This window comes from Burkholderia sp. MSMB1588 (assembly GCF_001546925.1).
GTDB classification, from domain to species: domain Bacteria; phylum Pseudomonadota; class Gammaproteobacteria; order Burkholderiales; family Burkholderiaceae; genus Burkholderia; species Burkholderia humptydooensis.
In genome coordinates, this window is sequence record NZ_CM003770.1 from 685,940 (window position 1) to 709,602 (window position 23,663).

Annotated in this window: 16 protein-coding genes and 1 pseudogene; all 17 read right to left on the reverse strand. The window is 68.1% G+C overall.

Annotation, left to right across the window (positions count from 1 at the left end; all coding sequences use genetic code 11):
* Window positions 1-109 precede the first annotated feature (109 nt).
* Window positions 110-1,678 (reverse strand): thioredoxin family protein, encoded by a 1,569-nt coding sequence (locus WS92_RS02885; RefSeq protein WP_059934500.1) that lies wholly within the window; start codon window positions 1,676-1,678, stop codon window positions 110-112.
* Between the two features lie 287 nt (window positions 1,679-1,965).
* Window positions 1,966-3,138: a porin gene (locus WS92_RS02890; protein WP_059934501.1), complete on the reverse strand. Its 1,173-nt coding sequence runs from the start codon at window positions 3,136-3,138 to the stop codon at window positions 1,966-1,968.
* Between the two features lie 254 nt (window positions 3,139-3,392).
* Window positions 3,393-6,560 carry a multidrug efflux RND transporter permease subunit gene (locus WS92_RS02900; RefSeq protein WP_059934502.1) on the reverse strand — a complete coding sequence of 1,056 codons (3,168 nt, stop codon included), beginning with the start codon at window positions 6,558-6,560 and terminating at the stop codon, window positions 3,393-3,395.
* Window positions 6,561-6,573: 13 nt separating this feature from the next.
* A pseudogene (locus WS92_RS02905) lies at window positions 6,574-6,711 on the reverse strand (GNAT family acetyltransferase); the annotation flags it as partial.
* Between the two features lie 10 nt (window positions 6,712-6,721).
* Complete coding sequence (locus tag WS92_RS02910; protein ID WP_015603667.1) at window positions 6,722-8,083, reverse strand: metallopeptidase TldD-related protein; 1,362 nt, start codon at window positions 8,081-8,083, stop codon at window positions 6,722-6,724.
* Window positions 8,083-9,516 carry a TldD/PmbA family protein gene (locus WS92_RS02915; RefSeq protein WP_009917052.1) on the reverse strand — a complete coding sequence of 478 codons (1,434 nt, stop codon included), beginning with the start codon at window positions 9,514-9,516 and terminating at the stop codon, window positions 8,083-8,085. Before WS92_RS02915 ends, WS92_RS02910 begins: the two co-directional genes overlap by 1 nt.
* Window positions 9,509-11,143 carry an ABC transporter ATP-binding protein gene (locus tag WS92_RS02920; RefSeq protein ID WP_006028306.1) on the reverse strand — a complete coding sequence of 545 codons (1,635 nt, stop codon included), beginning with the start codon at window positions 11,141-11,143 and terminating at the stop codon, window positions 9,509-9,511. The genes WS92_RS02915 and WS92_RS02920 overlap by 8 nt, the downstream gene beginning before the upstream one ends.
* A complete protein-coding gene (locus WS92_RS02925) occupies window positions 11,140-12,255 on the reverse strand; it encodes an ABC transporter permease (protein WP_059934504.1) in 1,116 nt (371 codons plus the stop codon). Before WS92_RS02925 ends, WS92_RS02920 begins: the two co-directional genes overlap by 4 nt.
* The gene (locus tag WS92_RS02930) at window positions 12,209-13,261 is read right to left on the reverse strand and encodes a microcin C ABC transporter permease YejB (RefSeq protein ID WP_015603386.1); all 1,053 of its coding nucleotides are present in this window, start codon (window positions 13,259-13,261) and stop codon (window positions 12,209-12,211) included. Before WS92_RS02930 ends, WS92_RS02925 begins: the two co-directional genes overlap by 47 nt.
* A gap of 12 nt (window positions 13,262-13,273) precedes the next feature.
* Window positions 13,274-15,181, reverse strand: coding sequence for an extracellular solute-binding protein (locus tag WS92_RS02935; RefSeq protein ID WP_015603594.1), 1,908 nt, complete (start codon window positions 15,179-15,181; stop codon window positions 13,274-13,276).
* A gap of 237 nt (window positions 15,182-15,418) precedes the next feature.
* Window positions 15,419-18,259 carry a TonB-dependent receptor gene (locus WS92_RS02940; protein ID WP_059934505.1) on the reverse strand — a complete coding sequence of 947 codons (2,841 nt, stop codon included), beginning with the start codon at window positions 18,257-18,259 and terminating at the stop codon, window positions 15,419-15,421.
* 285 nt (window positions 18,260-18,544) lie between these two features.
* Complete coding sequence (locus WS92_RS02945; RefSeq protein WP_006028311.1) at window positions 18,545-19,120, reverse strand: helix-turn-helix domain-containing protein; 576 nt, start codon at window positions 19,118-19,120, stop codon at window positions 18,545-18,547.
* Window positions 19,121-19,298: 178 nt separating this feature from the next.
* Window positions 19,299-20,498 (reverse strand): tetratricopeptide repeat protein, encoded by a 1,200-nt coding sequence (locus WS92_RS02950; protein WP_006028312.1) that lies wholly within the window; start codon window positions 20,496-20,498, stop codon window positions 19,299-19,301.
* A gap of 17 nt (window positions 20,499-20,515) precedes the next feature.
* Complete coding sequence (locus WS92_RS02955) at window positions 20,516-20,947, reverse strand: ExbD/TolR family protein (RefSeq protein ID WP_015602703.1); 432 nt, start codon at window positions 20,945-20,947, stop codon at window positions 20,516-20,518.
* 9 nt (window positions 20,948-20,956) lie between these two features.
* Window positions 20,957-21,379 carry an ExbD/TolR family protein gene (locus WS92_RS02960; protein WP_059934506.1) on the reverse strand — a complete coding sequence of 141 codons (423 nt, stop codon included), beginning with the start codon at window positions 21,377-21,379 and terminating at the stop codon, window positions 20,957-20,959.
* 13 nt (window positions 21,380-21,392) lie between these two features.
* Window positions 21,393-22,289, reverse strand: a complete 897-nt coding sequence (locus WS92_RS02965) for a MotA/TolQ/ExbB proton channel family protein (RefSeq protein ID WP_015602754.1) — start codon at window positions 22,287-22,289, stop codon at window positions 21,393-21,395.
* A 73-nt stretch (window positions 22,290-22,362) separates the two neighbouring features.
* Window positions 22,363-23,061, reverse strand: a complete 699-nt coding sequence (locus tag WS92_RS02970) for an energy transducer TonB (RefSeq protein WP_059934507.1) — start codon at window positions 23,059-23,061, stop codon at window positions 22,363-22,365.
* Window positions 23,062-23,663 lie beyond the last annotated feature (602 nt).

Genomic DNA, 23,663 nt, shown 5'->3' on the forward strand with positions numbered 1-23,663 from the left:
AAGCGTGAATCGTACCAAACGCGGGAGGGCGGGCTCCCAAGTGGCGCGAAGGCGGGCGGCGCAGCGGTGAATTGGCCGCGCGATCGCCGTCACGCCGCCGCGCCCGGCATCAGGCCCTCGCCGTCCTGATCAGGCCCTCGCAGGTTCCGACCTGCGGATCGCCCGCCGGCAGCTTCCCGCACACGCCCTCGAACTGCTTGACGACCGCCTGCGCCGCCACATCGTGCGCGCCGCGCTGCCGCCAGTGCGCGAGCTGCGTGACGACGCGCGTGAGCGCGCGCCGGTTCGCGCCATAGAACGCGTTGCGCGTCTGGCCCGCCTGCGTCAGCACGTCGTTCGCGATCCGGCGGATTTGCCCGGCGTCGTCCGGCGCGAGATCGACCGCGTTCGCGAAGTACGCCGCGCCCCAGCGCAGCCGCGTCGCCGGGCCGCTCGCCGCTTCATACGCTTTCCTGTACCAGTCGAGCGCCGCCGCCCGATCGCCGCGCGCCTTCGCGTTCGCGGCGAGCCCCGACATGAAGTAGTACGGCGTCGGCGAACGCGCGAGCTCCGCTTTCAGGAGCGCGTCGGCCGCATCGAACTGGCCGGCGTCGGTCAGCGTGTCGGCGGCCTCGCTGGCGACCGCCTGCCGCCCGTAGACGTTCGTCGATTCGGCAAGCGCCGACGCCGTCTGCCGCCGCACCGCATCGGCAAGCGCGGGCGGCAGCGGCGCGCCCGGTTTCGCGTCGAGCCGCGCGACGCGCACGCGGCCGTGCAGCGCCATCGTGCGGTCGATCGCGGCGAGCGACGTGTCGGTGGACAGCCGCGCGAGCGCCGCGTCGAACAGCTTCGCGAGCGACGCGCGCGCCGCCGCATCGTCGCCCGCCAGATACCGGACGACGTCGGCCGGCGCCGTGACGAGCACGTCGTAATCGGCGCGCGCGCGCTTCGGGTCGCGCAGCGCGTCGCGCACGGCCGCGGCGGCCGCCGCCTTGTCGACGTCGCCCTGCTGCGGCGGATCGCCCGCCGCAGCCGACACGGCGGCCTTCAGATCGAGCCGCAGCGCCTGCGCATCCGCGAGGTCCGCGCGCGCACGGCGGGCTAGCGTCTGCAACGTCGCCGCGACGCGCTCGCCCGGCACCGGCAGATCGCCGTCGGTGTCCCACGAGTAATCGGCGAGCACGCGCCAATCGTCGGGCGTGACGCGCGCGCCGTCCTTCAACGCGGCGGCGAGCGTCTGCCTGAACGGATGCGCCGCGTTCAGCCCGATCGACAGCGCCTGCATGTAGCGGTCGAGATCGACTTCGCCGGGCAGCCGCGTCACTTCGGTGCCGTCCGGCCGGAACAGGATCATCGTCGGATAGCCGCGCACCTTGAAGCGATCGCCGATCTTCTGCGCGTTCTCGGTGTCGCCGTCGAGATAGACGGGCACGAAGAACGATGAGCGCGACTTGAACGCCTGCTGGCTGAAGATCGTCGATTTCACCTGATTGCACGACGGGCACCAGACCGCGCCCCAGTACAGGAACAGCGGCTTGTTCGTGCGCTTCGCCTCGGCGAACGCGGCGTCGATGTCGCCTTGACGCCACGCGATGCCGGGCGGCAGATGCTCGGGGGCGTGCGGCGCGTCGGCGGCGAAGCACGCGGCCGCGGCGGCGACGAGCAGCGACGCCGTCAGCTTTCGAATCGCAGTTTTCATCGATGAGAGTCCGGTTGGGAGCGGCGCCGCGCGGGATCGGCATCGTCGTCGCGGTCCGCATCGGGTTGACGTTCGAGCGCGTCGGCCGCGCGCTCCGTTCTTTTACGGCGCAATCGTATGAAGTATAGAAACAATCGCGGGCGCTGAGGGAAACCTTGATGCGGACGGGGAAATCCGCGATGCGAGGGCGCGTGCGGCGGGCGGCCGCCCGCGCGATCGTCGCGTCGCGCTTCGCGAACCGCACGCCGCGAATCGAACATCGCGAATCGCACACCGCGCGAGCCGGATCAGAACTTGTGCCGAATCCCGACGATCGCGAGCTCCTGCGAATCGGTGCCCGAGTTCGCGCCATACGAGCCGACGGACGCCTGCGCGTCGATCACCGAGCCGTTCGCGCCGAGCGTGTGGCCGCTCGCCTTCTGATAGCCGAACAGCGCATAGAGATCGGTGCGCTTCGACAGTGCGTAGCCCGCGCCGAGGTTCACCTGGTGATAGTGCGCGGAAGCCGGCCCGGTCAGCGACGTGTAGTTGTAGCCGACGCCCGCGCGCAGCGCCGGCGAGAACTGATAGTTGAAGAACGCGGAGCCGCTGTTGAATTTCGCGGTGTCGTTGAACGCCGACAGCGAATCGCGGCCGTACTGCGTGTTCGAATACGCGAGGCCGAACGTCGCCGAGCCGAGCGCATACTGGCCGCCGACGCGCACGATCTGAACCGACTTCGCGCTCGCGAAGCCCTGGTTGATCACCGTGTTGAACAGCGTATCGGAGCTGCCCGTCCAAGTGCGCACGCCGTTCGTCGCGGTGGCGCCGCCGTCGGCGTACAGGTAGCCGGCGCCGAGCGACAGCGGCCCGTTCGCGTAGCTCGCCGCGAAGCTGTACGTGCGGCCGCTGCCCGTCGCGCCCGCGACGCCGCCGAAACCGTACAGCGCCTCGAACTGGAAGCCGGACAGCACGGGGCTCGTGTACTTCACCGAGTTGCTGACGCGCAGGCTGTTGTCGTAGTTGTCGAGATCGCCCGGCGTCGCGAACACGCCGCCGAAGTAGTTGTCCTCGGTGAGCCCTTGCACGAGGTCGACGACCGGATCGTACTGGCGGCCGAGCGTAATGGTGCCCCACGTGTTGCTCGCGAGGCCGACGATCGCCTTGCGGCCGAACTCGCGATTGCCGTTCTGCACGCCGGTGCCGAGATTGAAGCCGTTTTCGAGCTGGAACAGCGCGGCGAGGCCGCCGCCCAGATCCTCGGTGCCTTTCAGGCCCCAGCGGCTGCCGGACAGATTGCCGCTGCTGAACTTGAAGAGCGACGACTGATTGCGGCCGTCGGTTCCCTGGACGTTGTGCACGTACGCGATGCCCGCATCGACGATCCCGTACAGCGTGACGCTGCTTTGCGCGTGCGCGCCGGCGGACAGCAGGAGGCCTGCCGGCACGGCGAGCGCCGCGAGATGCTTCGTTTGCTTCATGTGGTGGTTTTCCTCGTAGTCGACTTGTTGTTCGAATCGCTGAACGATACGGACAGGACGACGAATCGAAAACCAATTAATTCTGCGATGGTTATGATGGGCGAACGCGCGGCAGAAACGAACGACAGGACTGGTTCCTCACTCACGGTTTGCACCGAGCTCAGCACGCCGAGCGTGTGAAGGAACCGACGTCGTTTCACTCTTGTACGTCCTGTTCTCGTGATGCGGCCGCGCGCCCGCCGGCGTCCGCACGCTCATTCATTCGCCGCGACGCCACGCTCGCGCGGCTCGCGCCCCGGCTCGGCGGCCCGTCGCCCGAGCGACGCGACCGCCTGAAACGCGATCGGCGCGAACGCGAGCCCGAACAGCGTCGCGGCGAGCACGCCGCCGAACGCGCCCGTGCCGATCGAGCGGCGGCTCTCGGCGCCCGCGCCCGTCGCGGTCACGAGCGGCACGACGCCGAGCACGAACGCCATCGACGTCATCACGATCGGCCTGAAGCGCGCCGCGGCCGCGTCGATCACCGCCTCGCGCAGCGCGACGCCGCGCGCATGCTGATCGCGCGCGAACTGCACGATCAGGATCGCGTTCTTCGCCGACAGCCCGATCACCGTGATCATCGCGACCTTGAAATACACGTCGTTCGGCATCCCGCGCAACTGCACGGCCGCCACCGCGCCGATCACGCCGAGCGGCACGACGGTCAGCACCGACAGCGGAATCGTCCAGCTCTCGTACAGCGCGGCGAGCGCCATGAACACCGCGAGCGCCGACAGCCCGATCAGGAGCGGCGTCTGCCGCGCGGCGACGGTTTCCTCGCGCGCCGCGTCCACCCAGTCGTAGCCGACGCCCGTCGGCAGGCTCGCGGCGAGCCGCTCCAGGTCGGCCATCGCCGCGCCGAGGCTGTATCCGTTCGCCGGACGGCCGGCGATATCGAGCGACGGATAGCCGTCGAAGCGGCTCAGCGCGACGGGCCCGACGCTCCAGCGCCGCGACGCGATCGCCGACAGCGGCACCATGTCGCCCGTCCTGTTCGGCACGGCGAGCGCCATCAACTGATCGTCGGAGCTGCGCGCGCCGGCGTCCGCCTCGATGATCACGCGCCGCATCCGCCCCGCCGCCGGAAAATCGTCGACGTAGTTCGAGCCGAACAACCCGCCGAGCAGGCCCGCGATCCGCTCGAACGGCACGCCGAACGCGTACGCCTTCGCGCGGTCGACGTCGAGCTCGACGCGCGGCGCGTCCGGCAGATCCTCGGCGTGCACGGACGCAAGCGCCGGATCGGCCTTCGCCGCATCGGCGAGGCGCTCGCGCGCCGCCTTCAGCGCGTCGATGCCGATGCCGCCGCGATCCTCGAGCCGCAGCGTGAAGCCGTCCGCATGCCCGATGCCGGGCACCGACGGCGGCAGCGACGCATCGACGTCGCCGTCGCGAATCCGCGCGAACGCGCCGTTCAGCCGGTCGCGCAGCGCGGCGGCGTCGATGCCGCGCTGCGCCCAGTCCTTCAGCTCGACGAACGCCATCGCGACGTTCTGCCCGCTGCCCGCGAAGCTCCAGCCGATCACGCTCGTCACGTTCGCGACGGCGGGCTGCGCGTGCAGGATCGCCTCGACCCGCTCGACGACCGCCATCGTGCGCGCCTGCGTCGCGCCCGCCGGTAGCTGGATCATCACCTGCAGTTGCCCCTGATCCTCGGTGGGCAGGAAGCCGTTCGGCATCGCCCAGTAAAGCAGCGCGCCGCCGGCGAGCAGCACCGCGTAGATCGCGGCCATCGGGCCGATGCGCGCGACCGTGCGCGCGGTGAGCGAGCGATAGCCCGCCGACGCGCGCGCGAAGCCCGCCGCGAAGCGGTCCGCGGCCCACGCGCCGAGCCCGCGCACGCCGCGCGGCCGCCCGATCCGCGCCGGCGCGCCGCCGGGCGGCAGCGGCTTGAGCAGGTTCGCGCACAGCGCGGGCGTGAGCGACAGCGCCATGAACGACGACACGAGCATCGACGCGATCATCGCAACGGAGAACTGCCGATAGATCCCGCCGACGCCGCCCGGAAAGAACGCCATCGGCACGAACACCGCGGTCAGCACCGCCGTCACGCCGACGATCGCGCCGACGATGCGCTTCATCGCGCGGCGCGTCGCCTCGCGCGGCGGCACGCGCTCCTCCTCCATCACGCGATGCACGCTCTCGACGACGACGATCGCATCGTCGACCAGAATGCCGATCGCGAGCACGAGGCCGAACATCGTGAACACGTTGATCGACAGCCCGAACGCCCACATCGCGACGAACGCGCCCATCAGCGTGACGGGAATCACGATCGTCGGCACGAGCGTGCAGCGCAGGTCGCGCAGGAACAGCCACATCACGAAGAACACGAGGACGATCGCCTCGACGAGCGTGAGCACCACTTCGTCGATCGCGATCCGGACGAAATGCGCGCCGTCGAACGGGATGTCGACCGCGATGCCGGGCGGCAGCCGCTTCGACAATTCGGCGAGGCGCGCGCGGATCGCGTTCGACGTTTCGAGCGCGTTGCCGCGCGGGCCGAGCTGGATGCCGACCGTCGCGGCCGTCTTGCCGTTCAGCCGCGACGAGAACGAATAGTCGTCGCGGCCGAGCTCGACGCGCGCGACGTCCGCGAGCCGCACGACGGAGCCGTCCGGCTTCGACTTCAGCACGATCTGGCCGAACTCGGCGGGCGACGCGAGCTGGCCTTTCACGATCACCGCCGCGCTCGTCTGCTGTCCGGCCGCGAACGGCGCATCGCCGATCGCGCCCGCCGTCACCGCCGCGTTCTGCGCGGCGACGGCCGCGATCACGTCGTCGGCGCCGAGCCCGTACTCGCGCAGCTTCACCGGATCGAGCCAGATCCGCAGCGCCTCGTCGGCGTCCCACAACTGCGCGGAGCCGACGCCCGGCGCGCGCTTGAGCTCGCGCAGCACGTAGCGGCTCAGGTAGTCGCTCAATTGCGCGGAATCGCGCGTGCCGTCGGTCGACGTCAGCGCGACGAGCATCAGGAACGTGTTCGCCGCCTTGAACACGCCGATGCCCTGCTGGACGACCTGCTGCGGCAGCCGCGGCTCGACCTGCTTGAGCCGGTTCTGCACGTCGACGAGCGCGAGGTCCGGATCGGTGCCGGGCGCGAACGTCACGTCGATTTCGAGGTCGCCGTGGCCGTCGCTGCTGGTTTCGTCATAGAGCAGGCCGTCCGCGCCGTCGAGGCTCTCCTCGATGATGCTGCCGACGTCGCCGTCGACCGTCTCCGTCGATGCGCCGGGATACGTCGCGTTGATCACGATCCGCGGCGGCGCGAGGCGCGGATACTGCGCGACCGGCAGTTGCGGGATCGCGAGCAAGCCCGCGACGACGATCGCGAGCGCGACGATCCACGCGAAGACGGGGCGGTCGATGAAGAACGACGGCATGCGCGCGGCCCCGTCAGCGCGACGCGAACGGCGGCGCGTCGGCAAGCGGCGCCATGTGCGGCACGTCCGCCACTTCGCCGCCGCGGATCGCGTAGCCGCGCGAGCGGCCCTCTTCGACGAAGCCGAAGCGGCGATACGGTGCGATCGCGCGCTCCATCGCCCTACAGCGTCAGCTCGAACGACCGGACAAGCAGGCCCGGCAGCTTCGCGCCGCCCGTCGGGCGCTCGCTCCACGACTGATCGTTCAGCAGCAGTTCAGGCGCCGCGCCGAGTTGCTCGAGCTCGGCGCCGAGCAGGCGGTACACGCTGTCGTCGAAGCGCATCGCATCGACCGGCGCGACGATCCTGCCGCGCTCGACCCAGAACGTCGCGAAGCGCGTCATCCCGGTGATCCGTCCGTTCATCTTGTCCGAGAAATTCAGATACCAGAGATTGCCGATGTAGAGGCCCGTGTCGAGCGCCGCGAGCACGTCGGCATCGGCGAGCGCGCCGCCCGCGAGCGCGAGCGTCTCCGGCATTTCGTCCGCGGCCGCGCCGTTCGGGCTCAGGCCGTGCTCGCGCGCGGTGCGCGCGCTGACGAGCCGCCCGACGCTGCGCCCTTCGGCGACGAGCGGCACGCTGTCGCGCCGATAGCCGTCCGCGTTGAACGCGGGCGCCACGCCCAGCGAAAAATCCTCGGCGATCGTCACGCGCGGATCGAGCGCCGCCTCGCCCGCGTGCAGCCGATGCAGGCTGCTGCGCGCGCTCGCGTTCGCGCGCGCGGAAAAACCGTCCCAGCCGAGCAGCCCGACGATCTCGGCCACCGCGGCCGGCGCGAGATACGCGCGATAGCGGCCGGGCGCGAGCGCCTTCGGCGCGCGGCCGAGCACCGGCAAGCGCGCGGCGGCCTCTTCGATCTTGTGCGCGAACGCCGCGTCGCTCCACGCGTCGCCCGCGTGGACGGTCTTGATCGCGCGGCCGCTCGCGTCGTACAGCGACCAGCGGAAATCGAAATTCTCGACCTCGTACCAGCCGCGGCTGCCCGTCGACGACGCGAAGCCGCGCACGAGCGAGCCGCCCGCGTAGAAGCCGACGAAATCGAGCCCGCGCGCGGCATCGGCGACGACGTGCGCGAGCGAGTCGGGGGCCGGCAGGCGGCCGCTGCGGCGAACCGATTGCCGCCACGCCGACGTGTCGAACAACAGATGCGGATCGTCGGGCGCGCCGCGCAGGCTCTCGCGCAGCGTCGCGAGCGCTTCGGCGAGCTCGGGCGCGTCCGTCGCCGGATCGCCGCTCGCCGTCTGCGTGAACGACGCCTGCCGCGCGCCCGCCACGAGCCGCACGCCGAGCTTGCCCTGCACGACGCGCCCCGTCTGGCGAATCCTGCCCGCGTTGAAGCGGATGAAATCGGACGTCTCGCCGGCGAACCACAGCAGCACCGTCTCGCCCGGCTGCTTCAGCCGCTCGGCCTCGTCGGCGAGCCGCGCGAAATGCGCATGCCAATCGATCGGGGCCGCGCGCCCCCGCTTCGCGAAGTCGGTCATCACGCGCCTCCGAACACGTCGACGTCGGCGAACACGCACGCGGGCGACGCGTGGCCGACACGGATAATCTGCGCCGGCTCGCCCTTGCCGCAATACGGCGTGCCATGCACGCCGAACGTGCTCTCGTCGCCGACCGCGCGCAGGCTGCGCCAGAAGCTCGCGGAAATGCCGCGGTAGTTCGGCCGCTTGACGACCTGCGTCAGCTCGCCGTTCTCGATCAGTTGTCCGAACTCGCAGCCGAACTGGAATTTGTTGCGATTGTCGTCGATCGACCACGACGTGTTCGTGCGCATCAGGATGCCGCGCTCGATGCCCGCGACGAGCTCGCCGAACGCGTGCGCGCCGGGCTCGACATTCAGGTTCGCCATCCGGTCGATCGGCGGCCGGTTCCAGCTCGACGCGCGCGCGTTCGCGACGCCCGGCAACCCCGCGCGCGCCTGCGACAGCGCGCCGCCGAGCGGCCGCTCGAGCACGCCGCCGCGGATCAGGTATTGTTTGCGCGCGGCGCTGCCGTCGTCGTCGAACGCATACGATGCCGCCTCGCCGGGCAGCGCGGGATCGAACGTCACGTTCAGCAGCGGCGAGCCGTACTGGTACGAGCCGAACATCTCCGGCTTCACGAAGCTCCAGCCGGCGAAGTTGCGCTCGTCGCCGAGAATGCGGTCGAGCTCGAGCGGATGGCCGATCGATTCGTGGATCTGCAGCATCATCTGGTCCGGCATCAGCAGCAGATCGCGGCGGCCGGTCGGGCAGTTCGGCGCGGCGAGCAGTTGCAGCGCCTCGTCGGCGACGCGCGCGCCCGCGCCTTCGAAGCCGTAGCGCGCGAGCACGTCGACGCCGCCCTGCGCGAGCGTGCCCGCGTTGCCGAGCGTGCGCACCTGCGTGTCGCCGCGCGCGTGCGCGACGACGCTCAATTGCGGCATCACGTGGCGAAAGCGCTGCTCGATGCGCACGCCGTCGCTCGTCATGTAGAGCTGGTCGGTCTGCACGAGCATCACGGCGGCGGTGCGCTCGACGATCCGCGCGTCGACGGCCGCCGCCGCGCATTCGCGTGCGAGGCGCTCGATCCATTCGGCGCGGGCCGGCAACGCATCGTCCGCATGCGGCGACACGTAGCCGCCGCTCGCGTCCGGCCGCGCAACGGCGCGATGGTCGATCAGCGACAGCGCCGCGCTCGCCTTCGCGCGCGCGGCGGCCGCGTCGAGCGCCGCCTGCAGGCCAGCCGGCGACAGATCGGCCGTCGCCGCGTAACCCGCGCCCGCGCCGGACCACGCGATCAGCATCGCGCCGCGATCGCGCGCGCTCGAAAGCGGCTGCGCGACATCGTTGCGCACCGCATGCTCGTCGATCCGTTCGTCGACGACGCGCAGCGACCAGAATCCGGCGTCGCTGCGCAAGTGTCGGGCGGCCTGCGCCCAGCGTTCGTCAATCATCTGCCCTCTCCCGCGGGCTGCGCCGCGCCGTCATCATCGAAGACGCAAGCAGCGATCGCGTGTACGGATGCGACGGCGCGTCCAGCACGTCCAGCGTGTCGCCCGCCTCGACCACGCGCCCCTCCTTCATCACGAGCACCCGATGGGCCATCGCCCGCATCACCGCCAGGTCGTGCGTGATGAACAGGTAGCTGAGTTTGTACTTTTTTTGCAGATTCGTCAGCAGATTCAACACCTGTTTCTGGATCGACACGTCGAGCGCGCTCGTCGGCTCGTCGAGCACGAGCAGCTCCGGCTCGACCGCGAGCGCGCGCGCGATCGCGATCCGCTGCCGCTGGCCGCCGGAAAACTCGTGCGGATAGCGCAGCATCGCGTCGCCCGGCAGACCGACTTCCTGCAACAGCCCGGCGATCCGCGCGCGCCTCGCCTCGCCGGCGATCTCCGGCCGATGCACGGCAAGCCCCTCGCCGACGATCTGCTCGATCGTCATCCGCGGCGACAGCGAGCCGAACGGGTCCTGGAACACGACCTGCATTCGCCGGTACAGATCGCGCCGGCCGCGCGCCGTGCGCAGCGCATCGAGCGGCCGCCCGTCGATCTCGATCCCGCCCGCCGCCGGCCGCTGCAGCCCGAGCACGGCCGACGCGAGCGTCGACTTGCCCGACCCCGATTCGCCGACGATGCCGATCGTCTCGCCGCGGCGCAGCGCGAACTGCGCATCGTGCACCGCGCGAAACGTCGTCTTGCCGAACAGCGCGCGCCAGCCCTTCGGCGCGATCCGGTAATCGACCGCGAGCGACCTGACGTCGAGGATCGTCCGCGCGGCCGGCGCGACGGCTTCGATCGCGCGCCGCGGCTCGCTGTCGAGCAGCCGCTGCGTGTACGGATGCTGCGGATTCGCGAACAGCGCGCCGGTGTCGCCCGTCTCGACGAGCACGCCGTGCTCCATCACGGCGACGCGCTGCGCGAAGCGCCGCACGAGGTTCAGATCGTGCGTGATGAGGAGCACCGCCATGCCGCGCGCCGCCGCCTCCTGCTCCTGCAGCGCGATCAGCAGATCGACGATCTGCTCGCGCACCGTCACGTCGAGCGCGGTCGTGGGCTCGTCGGCGAGCAGCAGGCGCGGCCGGCACGCGAGCGCCATCGCGATCATCGCGCGCTGCCGCTGGCCGCCCGATAGCTGATGCGGAAAACTGTCGATCCTTCGTTCGGGCTCCGGAATGCCGGTGCGCGTCAGCAGCTCGATGCCGCGCGCGCGCGCCTCGCCCGGCCGCAGCCCTTCGTGCAGCCGCAGGCTCTCGGCGATCTGCTTGCCGATCGTGTAGAGCGGATTGAGCGCCGTCATCGGCTCCTGGAACACCATCGCGATGTCCGCGCCGCGGATGCCGCGCATCTGCTGCTCGGTCTTCGTCAACAGGTCTTCGCCGTCGAACAGCATCCGGCCGGACAGCGTCGCGTGCTGCACGAGCCGCAGGATCGACAGCGCGGTGACGCTCTTGCCCGAACCCGATTCGCCGACGAGCGCGACCCGCTCGCCGCGCGCGATCGACAGGCTCAGCTCGCGCACCGCGATCTTCTCGCCGAACGCCGCGCAGAAGCGATCGATTTCGAGGAGCGGCCGGGTCATCGCGGGCCTCCGCCGAACGCCGAGCCGCGCGTGCGCGTATCGAGCGCGTTGCGCAGCGCGTCGCCCATGAACGTGAGCAGCAGCAGCGTGACGACGAGCGCCGCGAACGCCGACATCGAGATCCACCATGCGTCGAGATTGTTCTTGCCCTGCTGCAGCAGCTCGCCGAGGCTCGGCGTGGGCGGCGGCACGCCGAGGCCGAGGAAATCGAGGCTCGTCAGCGACAGGATCGCCGCGCTCATCCGGAACGGCAGGAACGTGATGACGGGCGTCAGGCTGTTCGGCAGCACGTGACGCCAGATGATCTGCCCGTTCGTGAGCCCCATCGTGCGCGCGGCCCTCACGTAGTCGAGCGCGCGGTTGCGCAGGAACTCGGCGCGCACGTAATCGGACAGCACGAGCCAGCCGAACATCGACAGCAGGATGAACAGCAGCCACAGCGTCGGCTCGAAGATCGCCGCGAAGATGATCAGCAGGTACAAGTCGGGCAGCGCGCTCCAGATCTCGATCAGGCGCTGCCCGATCAGATCGGTGCGGCCGCCGTAGAAGCCCTGCAGCGCGCCCGTCAGCACGCCGATCGCGACGCCCGACACCGTCAGCGCGATCGCCATCAGCACCGACAGCCTGAAGCCGTACAGCAGCCTCGACAGCACGTCGCGGCCGAACTGGTCGGTGCCGAGCCAGTTGCTCGCCGACGGCGGCGCCGGATACGGGCGCGACGCGAAATAATCGATCGTGTCGTAGCGGTAGCGGTTCGGCGGATAGATCGCGAAATTGCCGTTCGATTCGATCTTCGCGCGGATGTACGGATCGAGATAGTTCGTCTTCGCCGGGAAATCGCCGCCGAAGCGCGTCTCCGGGTAGTCCTTCACGATCGGAAAATAGTAGCGCCCCGCGTAGCGGACGACGAGCGGGCGATCGTTGGACAGCACGTCGGCGAACAGGCTGACCGCGAACAGCGCGGCGAAGATCACGAGGCTCCAGTAGCCGAGCCGCTGGCTGCGAAACCGCAGCCACGTGCGCCGCCACGGCGACGGCGACGCCGCGCACGCGGCGCACGCGGGATCAGCGGTCCACGCTGTGGAATTGGATGCGGGGGTCGACGAGGACATAGCAGACGTCAGCGATGAGTTTGGTGACGAGACCGATCAGCGTGAACAGGAACAGCGAGCCGAGCACGACCGGATAGTCGCGGCGGATCACCGAGTCGTAAGACAGTTGCCCCATGCCGTCGAGCGAGAACAGCGTCTCGATCAGCAGGTTGCCGTTCAGGAACGCACCGACGAACGCGGCGGGCAGGCCGGTGACGAGCGGAATCGCCGCGTTGCGCAGCACGTGCTTCCAGAGCACGTCGCGCTCGGGCGCGCCCTTCGCGCGCGCGGTCAGCACGTATTGCCGGCCGATCTCTTCGAGGAACGTGTTCTTCGTCAGGATCGTGACGATCGCGAAATTGCCGACCACCGACGCGGTGACGGGCAGCACGATGTGCCACAGATAATCGAGCGCCTTGCCGAGCGCGGTGAGCTCGTCGAAGTTGTCCGACGTGAGGCCGCGCATCGGAAACACCTGCCAGAACGTGCCGCCGCCGAACAGCATCAGCAGCAGCACGCCGAGCACGAAGCCGGGAATCGCGTAGCCGGCGAGCACGAGCACGCTCGTCACGGTATCGAAGCGCGAGCCGTTGCGCACGGCCTTCGCGATGCCGAGCGGCACCGAGATCAGATACGTGAGGATCACCGTCCAGAGCCCGAGCGTGATCGACACGGGCAGCTTCGAGCGGATCACGTCCCACACGCTCGCATGCGCGTAGTACGACTGACCGAGATCGAACGTCGCGTAGCTCTCGAGCATCAGCGCGTAGCGCGTGAGCGGCGGCTTGTCGAAGCCGAACTGCTTCTTGATCTGCTCGATCTGCTGCGGATCGACGCCCTGGCTGCCGTGATAGCCGCCGCCCGCGCCGCCCGCCTCGCCGCCGCGCGCGGTGCCGTGGCGCAGTTGCGTCAGCACCTGCTCGACCGGGCCGCCCGGCACGAACTGCGTGACGACGAACGTGATCGTCACGACCCCGACGAGCGTCGGCACCATCAACAGCAATCGTCTGACTATGTAAGCAAGCATCGTCGCTCCCCGCTACGCGGCCGGGCCCGGCTTCGACGCGGCTGCGCCGCTCGCCGGCTGCTTCCGGAACCAGTAGTCGATGATCCAGTCCTCGTATTGATAGGATGCCGGAATGACGGACGGATGCCCGTACGTCGTCTTGTAGGCGATCCGCGCGTTCGGCAGGTAGTACTGCGGCACGAGGATGTACAGGTTGATCAGCACGCGGTCGAGCGCGTGCGTCGCCGTTTGCAGATCGTCGAGCGTATCCGCCGCGAGCGCCGCGCGAATCAGCGCGTCGACCGCCTTCGAGCGCACGCCCGGATAATTCTCGGAGCCGACTTCTGACGCCGCCGCGCTGCCGAAGCGGCGCACGAGCTCCGCGCCGGGAATCGTGACGGGCGGATAGATGAACGTCGTCATGTCGTACTGGAAGTTGTCGAGGCGCTTCTGATACAGCGCGCTGTCGATCTCGTGCATGTACGCGCGGATGCCGAGCATGCCGAGCGCCTGGATGTACGGCAGGATCAGCCGGTCCATGCCGGGCTCGTCGTCCATGATCTCGATCGTCATCGGCGCGCCGCTCGCGTCGCGCAGCGCGCCGTCGCGATAATGCCAGCCGGCCTGCGCGAGCAGATCACGCGCCAGCTTCAGGTTCGCGCGCAGCGAGCCGGGCGGCAGCGTCGTCGGCTGCCTGACCATCGGGCCGAACACTTCGGGCGGCAGCTCCGCGCGGAACGGCTCCAGCAGCGCGCGCTCCTTGTCGCTCGGCAACCCGGACGCGCCGAACGGGCTCGCTTCCCAGAAGCTGTTCGTGCGGCGGTACTGGCCGTAGAACATCATCCGGTTCATCCAGTCGTAGTCGAACGCGAGCGCGAGTGCGTGACGCACGCGCACGTCGCGGAACTTCGGCTCGCGCATGTTGATGAGGAAACCCTGCATCTGCGCGGGGCCGTCCGCGAACTCGCCCTTCTTCAGCATGCCGTTGCGGAAGTTCTTGCCGACGTAGCGGCGCGCCCACTGCGTCGAGCTGTATTCCATCCGCACGTCGACGTCGCCCGCCTTGAACGCCTCGAGCATCGTGTATTGATCGAGGTACAGCTTGAACGACACGCGCGCGAAGCGGAACATCCCGCGCCGCGCCGGCAGATCGGCCGCCCAGTATTGCGGATCGCGCGCATAGACGATCTGCTTGTCGTTCTTGCGCTGCTCGATCCGGTACGCGCCGCTTGCGATCGGCGGAACGTTCACGATCTGGTCGAACGGCGGCCGCGTGCCGTCCGGCCGCTGCCCCCATTTCGGCGAGAACACCGGCAGATCGCCCGCGATCAGCGGCGCCGCGCGCTCGGGGCGCTTGAAATCGAAGCGGACCGTCAGCCGGTCGATCACCGTCGCGCGCTTGATGATCGCGAATTGCGCGTTGACGAGCGGCGACGCCTGCGGGCTCGTCAGCGTATCGAACGAATACTTGACGTCGGCCGCCGTGATCGGATCGCCGTTCGAGAAGCGTGCGGCCGGATTGATGTGGAACGTCGCCGAGCCGCGGTCGGGCGCGACGTCCACGTTGTCCGCGATCAGCGGATATTCGGAGGCGAGCTCGTCCCAGCTACGCTGCATCAGCGTGTCGAACATCAGGTTCTGGATGTCCGGCGCGGGCGAGCCGCGCACGAGGAACGGGTTCAGCGAATCGTAGCTCTGCGCTTCGTTGTAGTTCTCGAAATTCAGCACGCCGCCGTTCGGCGCGTCGGGGGCCGCATAGTCGAAGTGCGTGAAGCCCGGCGGATACTTCGGCTCGCCGTATTGCGCGAGCGCCGTCGCGGCAACCGCGCTCGACGGCGCAGCGGCGCAGGCGGCGAACGCCGCGCACACGACGGCCGCGATTCGCGCGGTCGCCCGCACGCGCGTCGCGAAGCGCGCGACGGTCGGCAAACGCAACTTCATGGGTCTCATCGTCACCTGCGTATGATCGCATCGGCATCGCGCCGATGCGGAGTCAATTCGAGCGGCGCGCACGGCGCAAGGCGCGCTTCGCGGCTGACGCCGCGCGTGCGGTTCGCATCATCGCGATTCATGGCCAAGCCGTCGCCGCCCGGCATCGGGCAAAAAGAGGCCGCTCCAAAGGGGTGGTTAGGGAAGCGGAGCGGCCCGTCGAATGCCGAAGGACGATGCGGGGCGGCGTCAGAACCGGTACGTCGCGCCGACCTGGATCACGCGGCCGTAGTACATGTACAGCGACTGGTCGTAGCCGTTCTGGTTGAGCGCGTTTTGCCAGACCGGATCGAACGGCGGCGCACGGTCGAAGATGTTGTTGATCCCGCCGTACAGCGTCCAGTTCTTGAAGCCGGTGTAGCTCGCGTACAGGTTGAACTGGCTGTACGACCCGACGTGATCCGCCGCCTGCGTCGGCGCGGCTACGCCGAGCGCCTGCGCGTACGGCCCCGTGAATTCCCAGCTCAGCGTCGCATTCCACTTGCGATACGCCCAGTTCAGCGACGTATTGCCCTTCCAGCGCGGAATGCTCGCGCCGAACGGCTGCGTGATCGCGAAGTTGTTGCCCGCCGAATCGACGGTCGCCGCGCCCGGAAAGCCGATGTTGAAGTGATGCACATACGCCCAGTCCGCCGACAGCGTGAACGTGCCGTACTTCGTCGGCAGCGCCTGGCGGAACGTCATCTCGAAGCCGTCGGTTTCGAGCGTGCCGAGGTTCTGGTACGGCAGCACGACGTACGTGATCTGCCCCGTCACCGGATCGCGCACGACCTGCGACGGGTTGTTGGCCGCGACGACCGAGTTCAGGCTCGCCTGGCCGATCACGTTGTCGATGAAGATCTTGTAGAAATCGAAGCCGAAGTCCGTGTAGCGCGTGGGCGAAGCCTGGAAGCCGATGTTGATGTTGCGCGTGCGCTCGGGCTGCAGGCTCGTGTTGCCGGTCTGCAGCGTGTTGATGAGCGAGTTGCCGTACGTTTGCAGGCCGATGTTCTGCGAAGGCGTGTTCTCGACGAACGTCGGCGCGCGGAAGCCGCGATTGTACGAGCCGTACATCGTGAATTCCTTGATCGGCTGATAGCGCAGCGCGAAGCGGGGCGAGAACGCGCCGCCGAAGTCGCTGTAATGGTCGTAGCGGCCCGACTGGCTGAACGTCAGGTTCTTGATGATCGGGATGTCGAACTGATAGTAGACCGCCGCGACGTTGCGCGAACCGCTCACCGATTGGGTGAGCGGATTCAGGACCTGCCCGCTCAATGCCTCGGAACCCTGGCCGATGAACTCGCTTTCATGCAGGAACTGCGCACCGAGGCCGAAGCCGACGTCGCCCGTGGGCAGCTTGAACAGGTTCGGCGTCGACAGCGTCGCGTCGAGCGCATCGAGCTTCGATACGCCCAGGTTGCTCGTCTTCATGTACAGGCCGTTGAACGCGTTCGGCGTCGCCGACGGATTCGCGAAGTTGAGCGTGCCGTTCTGATAGATGTCGTTGACGACGGATGCGTTCAGCACGTTGTTGAACGTGTTGGACACGACGCTCTGCGAGTGCGTGTACGCGGCCGACCAATCCCAGTCGCCGTACGGCAGCGCGAACGAACCCTTGACGCCCGTCGCGGCGCGCCAGAAGTTCGAGCTCGTCCGGTCGGACGCCGCTGCCGGGAACGTATACGCAAGCGGCGTGTCGACGCCGAACGGGTTGTACGGATTGCTCGCCGGCACGACCGAATTGAACTGGCTCAGCTTGCCGGTCGCCGGATTGAGCACGAGGCTCGGCGTCGTCGGGCTGCCCACCGTCAGCACGCCGTTGTTCTGCACCGTCGTGTTGTTGCTTTCCCACAGATCGGCGAACGCGGTCGTCTTGTCGTCGATCTTGAAATCAGCATGCACCTTCGCGCTCAGGCGCTCGGTCCACGGCGCGATCGACGTCGACTCCGCCGAGTTGAAGCCGCACACCGTGCCGCCCATGCCGGCGCCCGCGCTCAGATAGTTGCTCGCGGCGGGTCGCACGGCGCCGCCGAACGGGCAATTGCTCAGCGCCTGCGCGGTCGCGCCGCCGTTGGTCTGCCAGAACGAAGGCGCGAGCAGCGACAGGCCGCCCGCGCGGTTCGTGAAGTCCTGGTTCTTCGTCGTGTCGCGATCGGCGATCGTGAAGCCGTTCGACTTGTAGTAGCTCGCGGCCGCCGTGATGTTGAAGCGGTCCGAGTTCAGATTGCCGAAGCCGCCGAGAATGCTGAACTTCGTCGTGCCGTCGCCGCCTTGCGTCGCGCCGGAGTAGCTGCCGTCGAGTTGCAGCCCCTGGTAATTGTGCTTCGTGATGATGTTGACGACGCCCGCGATCGCGTCCGAGCCGTACTGCGATACGGCGCCCGTCTTCACGATCTCGATGCGGTCGATGATGTTCAGGGGGAGCGTGTTGAGGTCGAAGAACGTATCGGTGCCGTTCGACGCGAACGCGTACGGCGCGACGCGCTGGCCGTCGACCATCACGAGCGAATATTTTTCGCTCAGGCCGCGCAGCGCGATGCCCGCGCCGCCCGCCGCGAAGCCGTTCGTCTGCCCTTCGCTCCAGCTACTCGCGGAGTTCGCCGACACGCCGCGCAGGAAGTCCGCAACGTTCGTGTAGCCGCTGTCCTGAATGTCCTTCGCGGTGACGGTCTGGACTTGCTGGAAGCCGACCTTGTCGGCGCTTCGAATCAGCGAGCCCGTCACTTCGAAGCGCTTGATCTGTGCGACGCCCGGCTGCGCTTCCGGCGCGGCGGGCGGCGTGCCCGTCGCGGCCGCGCCGGAAGCGGGCACGGGCGCGGCCGCGGCAGGCGCGGAGACGGCCCCCGTCGCGCTCGCCGCGCTCGCCGCGCCCGTCGCGCCAGTCGCCGCGTCCGCCTGAGCGAGCGCGATGCCCGAGCCCTGTGCAGGCGCCGCGGCGGCGCCCGGCGCCGGCTGGCTCTGCGCGAACGCGGGCGCCGCCAGCGTGGCAGTCAGCGCCAGTTCGGCCCAGACGATCCGCTTGATCGCCGACGCCAATATTCTTTGCTTCATCTTTCCCCTCTCACTCGTCAGTAAGACCCCACCCGTTGCGCGCGGCAATCTCTTGAACTCCGCGCCCGACTCGCGGCGCTCGCGCGCCGCCCCCGCTGCTGCCCGACTGCCCGCCGGACGCCGCCAACCGATCGACGCGCCTGCGTCGTCACGATCTTTTCGCTTCTTTTCAATTTGTTAGGTTCCCGAAATTTCCACGATGAATGAAACCGCTTTGCATCGGCGTTTCCTTTCATCACGACATCAGGAATCCATCCGTATTGCTTCGGGAACCGCCCGGCACGCTCAGAACAACCGGGGCGTCCCCACCCAAACCACCAGCGCCTCGCTGTCGCCGCCGTTGCGCCATGCATGCGGCGTCGTCGATTCGTAATGCGCGGTATCGCCCGCCGCCAGCGTGAACGTCGCGCGCTCGAGCGTCAGCTCGACGAGGCCGCTCACCACATACAGGAACTCCTCGCCCGCATGCGTCGTGACCTCCGAAACCGGCTGCCCGGCCGGCATCCGGACGAGAATCGCATCGAGCTGCCGGCCGTCGACGAGGTTCGTCAGACGCGCGAACGCGTTCGTCGAATTCGCGAGGCTGAAGTACCGGAGCGCCTCGTTGCGGCATACCGATCGCGCCTCCGTCGGCGCATCGACGAAGTACTGCATCGTCACGCCGAGCGCGCGAGCGATGCCGACGAGCGACGTGATCGACGGCGTCGCGCGTCCGCGCTCGACCTGCGACAGAAACGGCTTCGATAGGCCGGCCGCCGCCGCTGCTTCGTCGAGCGTGAGCCCGAGCCGCTGCCGCAGCGCCCGCATCTTGTTGCCGATCGAGGCTGCGACTACTGCCGATTCGTCGAGTGGCAAAACCATGACAAGGCACAATCCCGCGATCAAGAATCGTTTGTGTTGAGGAAGCCGGCGCCTGCAACGCGCACGCGCCACGCGATACGACACCGTTCGTTTCGCCGATCAGCAAAGCCGCTCCTTTCCCGTGATTCATCGACAGCCGCCATTTCCCGCGCTTCGCGAGGCAGCACGCGCGCGGCCGCTACCTCGACGCGACGAGCGCCCACAATCGCGCGAGATCCGCCGAACCGTCGCTGCCTCGCACGCTGCGGAAAGTCTGCACGGCGCGCGCCTTGTCGCCCGCGACGTAATACGCCTCGCCGAGCCGCAGCCGCGCTTCGTCGACGTGCTCGATGCCGCCCTTCGCAAGCGCTGCCTCCATCGCCGCGATGCCTTGCTTCGTCTGCCCGGCGAACACGAGATTCATCCCTGCGTCGATCGGTGCGACGGGATTCGCGCTGTCGGCCGGCGACTGCGCGCGCTTCGCCGCGAGCGCCTGCAGCCGCTTCTCGCGATCCGCGCCCGCATCGCGCCCGAGCACGCCGGACGCAAAGCCCTGGTCGATCACCTGCTTCGCTTCCGCCGCCGCGCCCGCGACGAGCGCGAGCTGCGTCATCTCCATGTACGCGTCGGCGCCGTTCAACACGCCCGTCGCGCGCCGCAAGCGGTACATGTCGAGGTCGAGCGACGACAGATAGCCGGGCTTGTCGCGAATCGAACGGAACAGTTCGTCCCAATACGCCGGATTCGGGTGATACGCTACGAGCTTTTCGAGCGACGCCCGATAGGCCGCCCCGTCCTTCATCTTCTGCGCGCACGTGCCGAGCATCTGCAACTGCGCTTCGTCGGGCGCGCGCCCGGCGCGCGCCTGCGCCTCGACGCCCGGCTTGAGCTGGCCCACCACCGCCGCGCAGTCGTTCGACAGGTAGTACGACTGAACGAGCAGCGTGCGCATGTCGGGATCGCCGCCCCCCGCCTTCAGATAGCGCTGCGCGATCCTGATCGCCTGCGGGTAGTTCCGCTGCTGGAAGTAGACGCCTGCGAGCGCCGCCGTCGTGCGCTGCTCGTCGTCCTTCGACAGCCGCCCGGAACCGAGCACCGCCTCGTACGCCTGGATCGCCGCGCCGGCATCGCCCGCCGCCATCGCGGCCGCGCCGCGCATCTGCTCGACCATGTAGGTCTCGTATGGCGTCTTGTTCGGCACCGCCGCGGCCTGCGCGATCTTGCCGAGCGCGTCGCGGTACTTGTGCGCGCGATACAGGTCCTGCGCGGCACTGAGCGGCCGCGCGACGTCCGGGCGCAGCGATTCGGCGGCCGCCGCCGCGCCGAACGGCGCGGCAAGGACGCAGCAGCCTCCGAGCGCGGCCGCCAGCACGGCGCACTTCAACCATCGTTGGATCATGGGAAACGCTCGCTTCGTTATTGCATGTACTGCTCGTTGCCGATCAGCCCGATCTTCGTCGCCCCGATGCGCTGCGCGGACGCGAGCACCGCGGCGACGTCCCTGTACGGCACGAGCTTGTTCGGCCGCAGATGGATCTCCGCCTGCACCGGCTCGGCCGCGACCTGCGCGAGCTTCGCCTCGAGCGCCGCACGGTTCGGCACGAGCGCGCCGTTCCAGGTCGTCGTGCCGTCGAAATCGATGTCGATCTGCACGATCTCGGGCTGCGTCGCAGGCGGCGGCGGATTGCCGATCGGCAGATTCATCTTGATCGAATGCATCTGGATCGGGATCGTGATGATCAACATGATCAGCAGCACGAGCATCACGTCGATGAGCGGCGTCGTGTTGATGTCGACCATCACGTCCGGCTCGCCGCCGCCACCGCCTGAAGATACGTTCATTCCCATCGTCGCCTCCTAGCCGCCGCGCGCGGGCGGTTCCGTGATGAACGAGACTTTCGCGATGCCGGCCCGCTCGCACGCGGTGATCACGCGGCCGATGAACTCGTAGCGCGTGCTCTGATCGCCGCGCACGTGCACGTCCGGCTGAGGATTGATTGCCGACACCGTCTTCAGCTTCGACAGCAGCGTCGGCGCATCGACGAGCGTCTCGTTCCAGAAGACGTCGCCGTCGCGATTGACCGCGATCTCGACGCTCTTCGGGGTGGTCTGCAGCGGCTGGATCGCCTCCTTCGGCAACTGCAGTTGGATCGTGTGCGTGACGACCGGAATCGTGATCAGGAAGATGATCAGCAGCACCAGCATCACGTCGACGAGCGGCGTCGTGTTGATATTGGAGATCACTTCGTCGTTATCGTCCTGCCCGACGCTCATGGCCATGGCGCACCTCGCTTCAGCGGACGAGCGACGCGGCCTGCACGTTCGCGCGCGGCAAGCGCTTGCCGCCTGCGAGCAGCACCGTGTGCAGTTGCGCGCCGAAGTTGCGCACGCGCTCCATCACCGACTTGTTGCGACGCACGAGGAAGTTGTAGCCGAGCACCGCGGGCACCGCGACCGCCAGGCCGATCGCGGTCATGATCAGCGCCTCGCCCACCGGCCCGGCGACCTTGTCGATCGACGCCTGGCCCGCGATGCCGATTGCCGTCAGCGCGTGATAGATGCCCCACACGGTGCCGAACAGCCCGACGAACGGCGCCGTCGAGCCCACCGTGCCGAGAAACGCGAGTCCGTCCTGCAAGCGATTCGATACGTTCGTGATCGCGCGCTCGACCGACACGTCGATCCACGTATTGCGGTCGACCGCTTCGAGCAGCGCTTCGTCGTGATGCTCGCCCGCCTCGATCGCGGTTTCGGCGATGAAGCGGAACGGCGACGCCTCGTCGAGCCGCTTCGCGCCTTCGGCGAGCGACGGCGCGCTCCACAGCTGCTCGTCGGCGACCTTCGCGCGGCGGTACGCGCGCAGTTGCTCGAGGAACTTGGTGATCATGATGTACCAGCTACCCATCGACATCACGACGAGCAGCAACAGCACGAAGCGCGCGACGAAATCGCCGTTCTTCCACAGCGCGCCGAGGCCGTACGGATTCTCGACTGCTTCGGTCGCGGCCGGCGCGGGCGGCGGCGCCGGCTGCTCCGCGCCGCTCGCCGTCTGCGGCGCCGCTGCCGCGGACACCGCGGCCGCCGCGCCGCTCGCCTGCGCGAAAGCCTGCTGCGGCGCGACAAGCGCGTCAGCCGCGGCGACGGAGATCAACATGCTTGCCGCCAGAGCGGCCAGTGAACGCTTGGTCATACCCCACTCCAAATTTTTTCGTTGAACTGACTAACAAGGTTCGAACCTGATTCCGGCCGGCCCGCGCACGGGCTCAGTTCAGGTTGAACGAGAATGGAACCTGCACGCGCACCGGCTGCCCCTGCGCCAAGCACTTGAACTGCCTGACCGCATTGAACGCCGCACGATCGAGCACCGGGTCCGCCGATTGCGCGACGCGTTCATTCGTGATGTGACCTTGCGCGTCGACGACGAATTCGATCGTCACGTCGCCCGTGACGTTGTTTTCCTGGGCTTCCTTCGGATACTGCATCGACGCGCGAATCTGGTCCGAATTCGGGCACACGACGCCCACTTCATGGCTGACGGCCTTCGCGGGCGCCGGCGGCGCGGCCACGGGCGCCTGGACGGCGGGCGCGGACGGCACGGGCGCCGCCTGATGCGTGATCGTCGGCTGGGGCGGCGCCTGCACCGGCACTTCCGGCGGCGGCACGAACGGCGGAGGCGGCGGCGCGAACTTCGGCGGCGGCAGCTTGACGGTCGGCATGGGCGGCGGGGGCGGCGGCTTCACCGGCTCGATGATGCGCGTCTCGATCGGATGCTGGATGACCTGCACGACCTTCGTCGCGAGGCCGTTGAGGAGCGCATAGACCAGCACGACGTGCAGCGCGAGCACGATCGCGAGGCCGCCGAAGCGCCGGGCGGGGTTCTGCTGCTTGTTGCCGAATTCGCGCACGCGACCGAGCCGGGCGAGTCCGTCGTTTGAAACAGCCAAGCCATCGTCGACTTTCATACCCACTTCCCCCAAAGCACGATTCGTCCGGCCATCCGGCCGCGGCGCAGCGCACCGGATCCGTCATTCGCCCTTTACCCGAAATCTTTCAATTTGCTTTGGAATCCAAATTATCAGATTCGGTATGCGGCGCGAATTCGATCGATATGACGCTATTGATTTATTCCCTGTCAGCCGGATGCCCGATTTCGCTGTTTCAGCACCACCTTTCAGACAGCCTTGCGTCAACCGGATGCTTGCACACCATTCGTCAGACAAAATGCACGGTCTTCACCTTCTTCAGGCAGCCTGTCTGCAAAGGTCTGTCTTGGGTGCAGAAGATAGCAAGGAAAAAATTTTGCCGTCAAACTTTATTTGATGTGCCCACACAAAATTTGGAGCATTTATTCGAAATACAATTTAGTAAGCCATTTGAATTGAAACCGTCGACAAAGTAATTGTTTTGTATGGCGATGATATTCGATTATCTGATAAGCAGCGCTATTCGCTTGTTTGGTGCACTGCAAAGCGAATCTTCCTTTTTTGGTGCATCTCTGCATTTCGATCATTTCCCGTGCGATTGCAACGCCTCGCCTGTCTTTCATCTCTTCAAGTTGATTCGT

What these genes read in the sequence shown, in the direction of transcription:
- WS92_RS02885 (WP_059934500.1), bottom strand. Translation starts at nt 1,678, where the DNA reads ATGAAAACTGCGATTCGAAAGCTGACGGCGTCGCTGCTCGTCGCCGCC.
- WS92_RS02890 (WP_059934501.1), bottom strand. Translation starts at nt 3,138, where the DNA reads ATGAAGCAAACGAAGCATCTCGCGGCGCTCGCCGTGCCGGCAGGCCTC.
- WS92_RS02900 (WP_059934502.1), bottom strand. Translation starts at nt 6,560, where the DNA reads ATGCCGTCGTTCTTCATCGACCGCCCCGTCTTCGCGTGGATCGTCGCG.
- WS92_RS02910 (WP_015603667.1), bottom strand. Translation starts at nt 8,083, where the DNA reads ATGACCGACTTCGCGAAGCGGGGGCGCGCGGCCCCGATCGATTGGCAT.
- WS92_RS02915 (WP_009917052.1), bottom strand. Translation starts at nt 9,516, where the DNA reads ATGATTGACGAACGCTGGGCGCAGGCCGCCCGACACTTGCGCAGCGAC.
- WS92_RS02920 (WP_006028306.1), bottom strand. Translation starts at nt 11,143, where the DNA reads ATGACCCGGCCGCTCCTCGAAATCGATCGCTTCTGCGCGGCGTTCGGC.
- WS92_RS02925 (WP_059934504.1), bottom strand. Translation starts at nt 12,255, where the DNA reads ATGTCCTCGTCGACCCCCGCATCCAATTCCACAGCGTGGACCGCTGAT.
- WS92_RS02930 (WP_015603386.1), bottom strand. Translation starts at nt 13,261, where the DNA reads ATGCTTGCTTACATAGTCAGACGATTGCTGTTGATGGTGCCGACGCTC.
- WS92_RS02935 (WP_015603594.1), bottom strand. Translation starts at nt 15,181, where the DNA reads ATGAAGTTGCGTTTGCCGACCGTCGCGCGCTTCGCGACGCGCGTGCGG.
- WS92_RS02940 (WP_059934505.1), bottom strand. Translation starts at nt 18,259, where the DNA reads ATGAAGCAAAGAATATTGGCGTCGGCGATCAAGCGGATCGTCTGGGCC.
- WS92_RS02945 (WP_006028311.1), bottom strand. Translation starts at nt 19,120, where the DNA reads ATGGTTTTGCCACTCGACGAATCGGCAGTAGTCGCAGCCTCGATCGGC.
- WS92_RS02950 (WP_006028312.1), bottom strand. Translation starts at nt 20,498, where the DNA reads ATGATCCAACGATGGTTGAAGTGCGCCGTGCTGGCGGCCGCGCTCGGA.
- WS92_RS02955 (WP_015602703.1), bottom strand. Translation starts at nt 20,947, where the DNA reads ATGGGAATGAACGTATCTTCAGGCGGTGGCGGCGGCGAGCCGGACGTG.
- WS92_RS02960 (WP_059934506.1), bottom strand. Translation starts at nt 21,379, where the DNA reads ATGGCCATGAGCGTCGGGCAGGACGATAACGACGAAGTGATCTCCAAT.
- WS92_RS02965 (WP_015602754.1), bottom strand. Translation starts at nt 22,289, where the DNA reads ATGACCAAGCGTTCACTGGCCGCTCTGGCGGCAAGCATGTTGATCTCC.
- WS92_RS02970 (WP_059934507.1), bottom strand. Translation starts at nt 23,061, where the DNA reads ATGAAAGTCGACGATGGCTTGGCTGTTTCAAACGACGGACTCGCCCGG.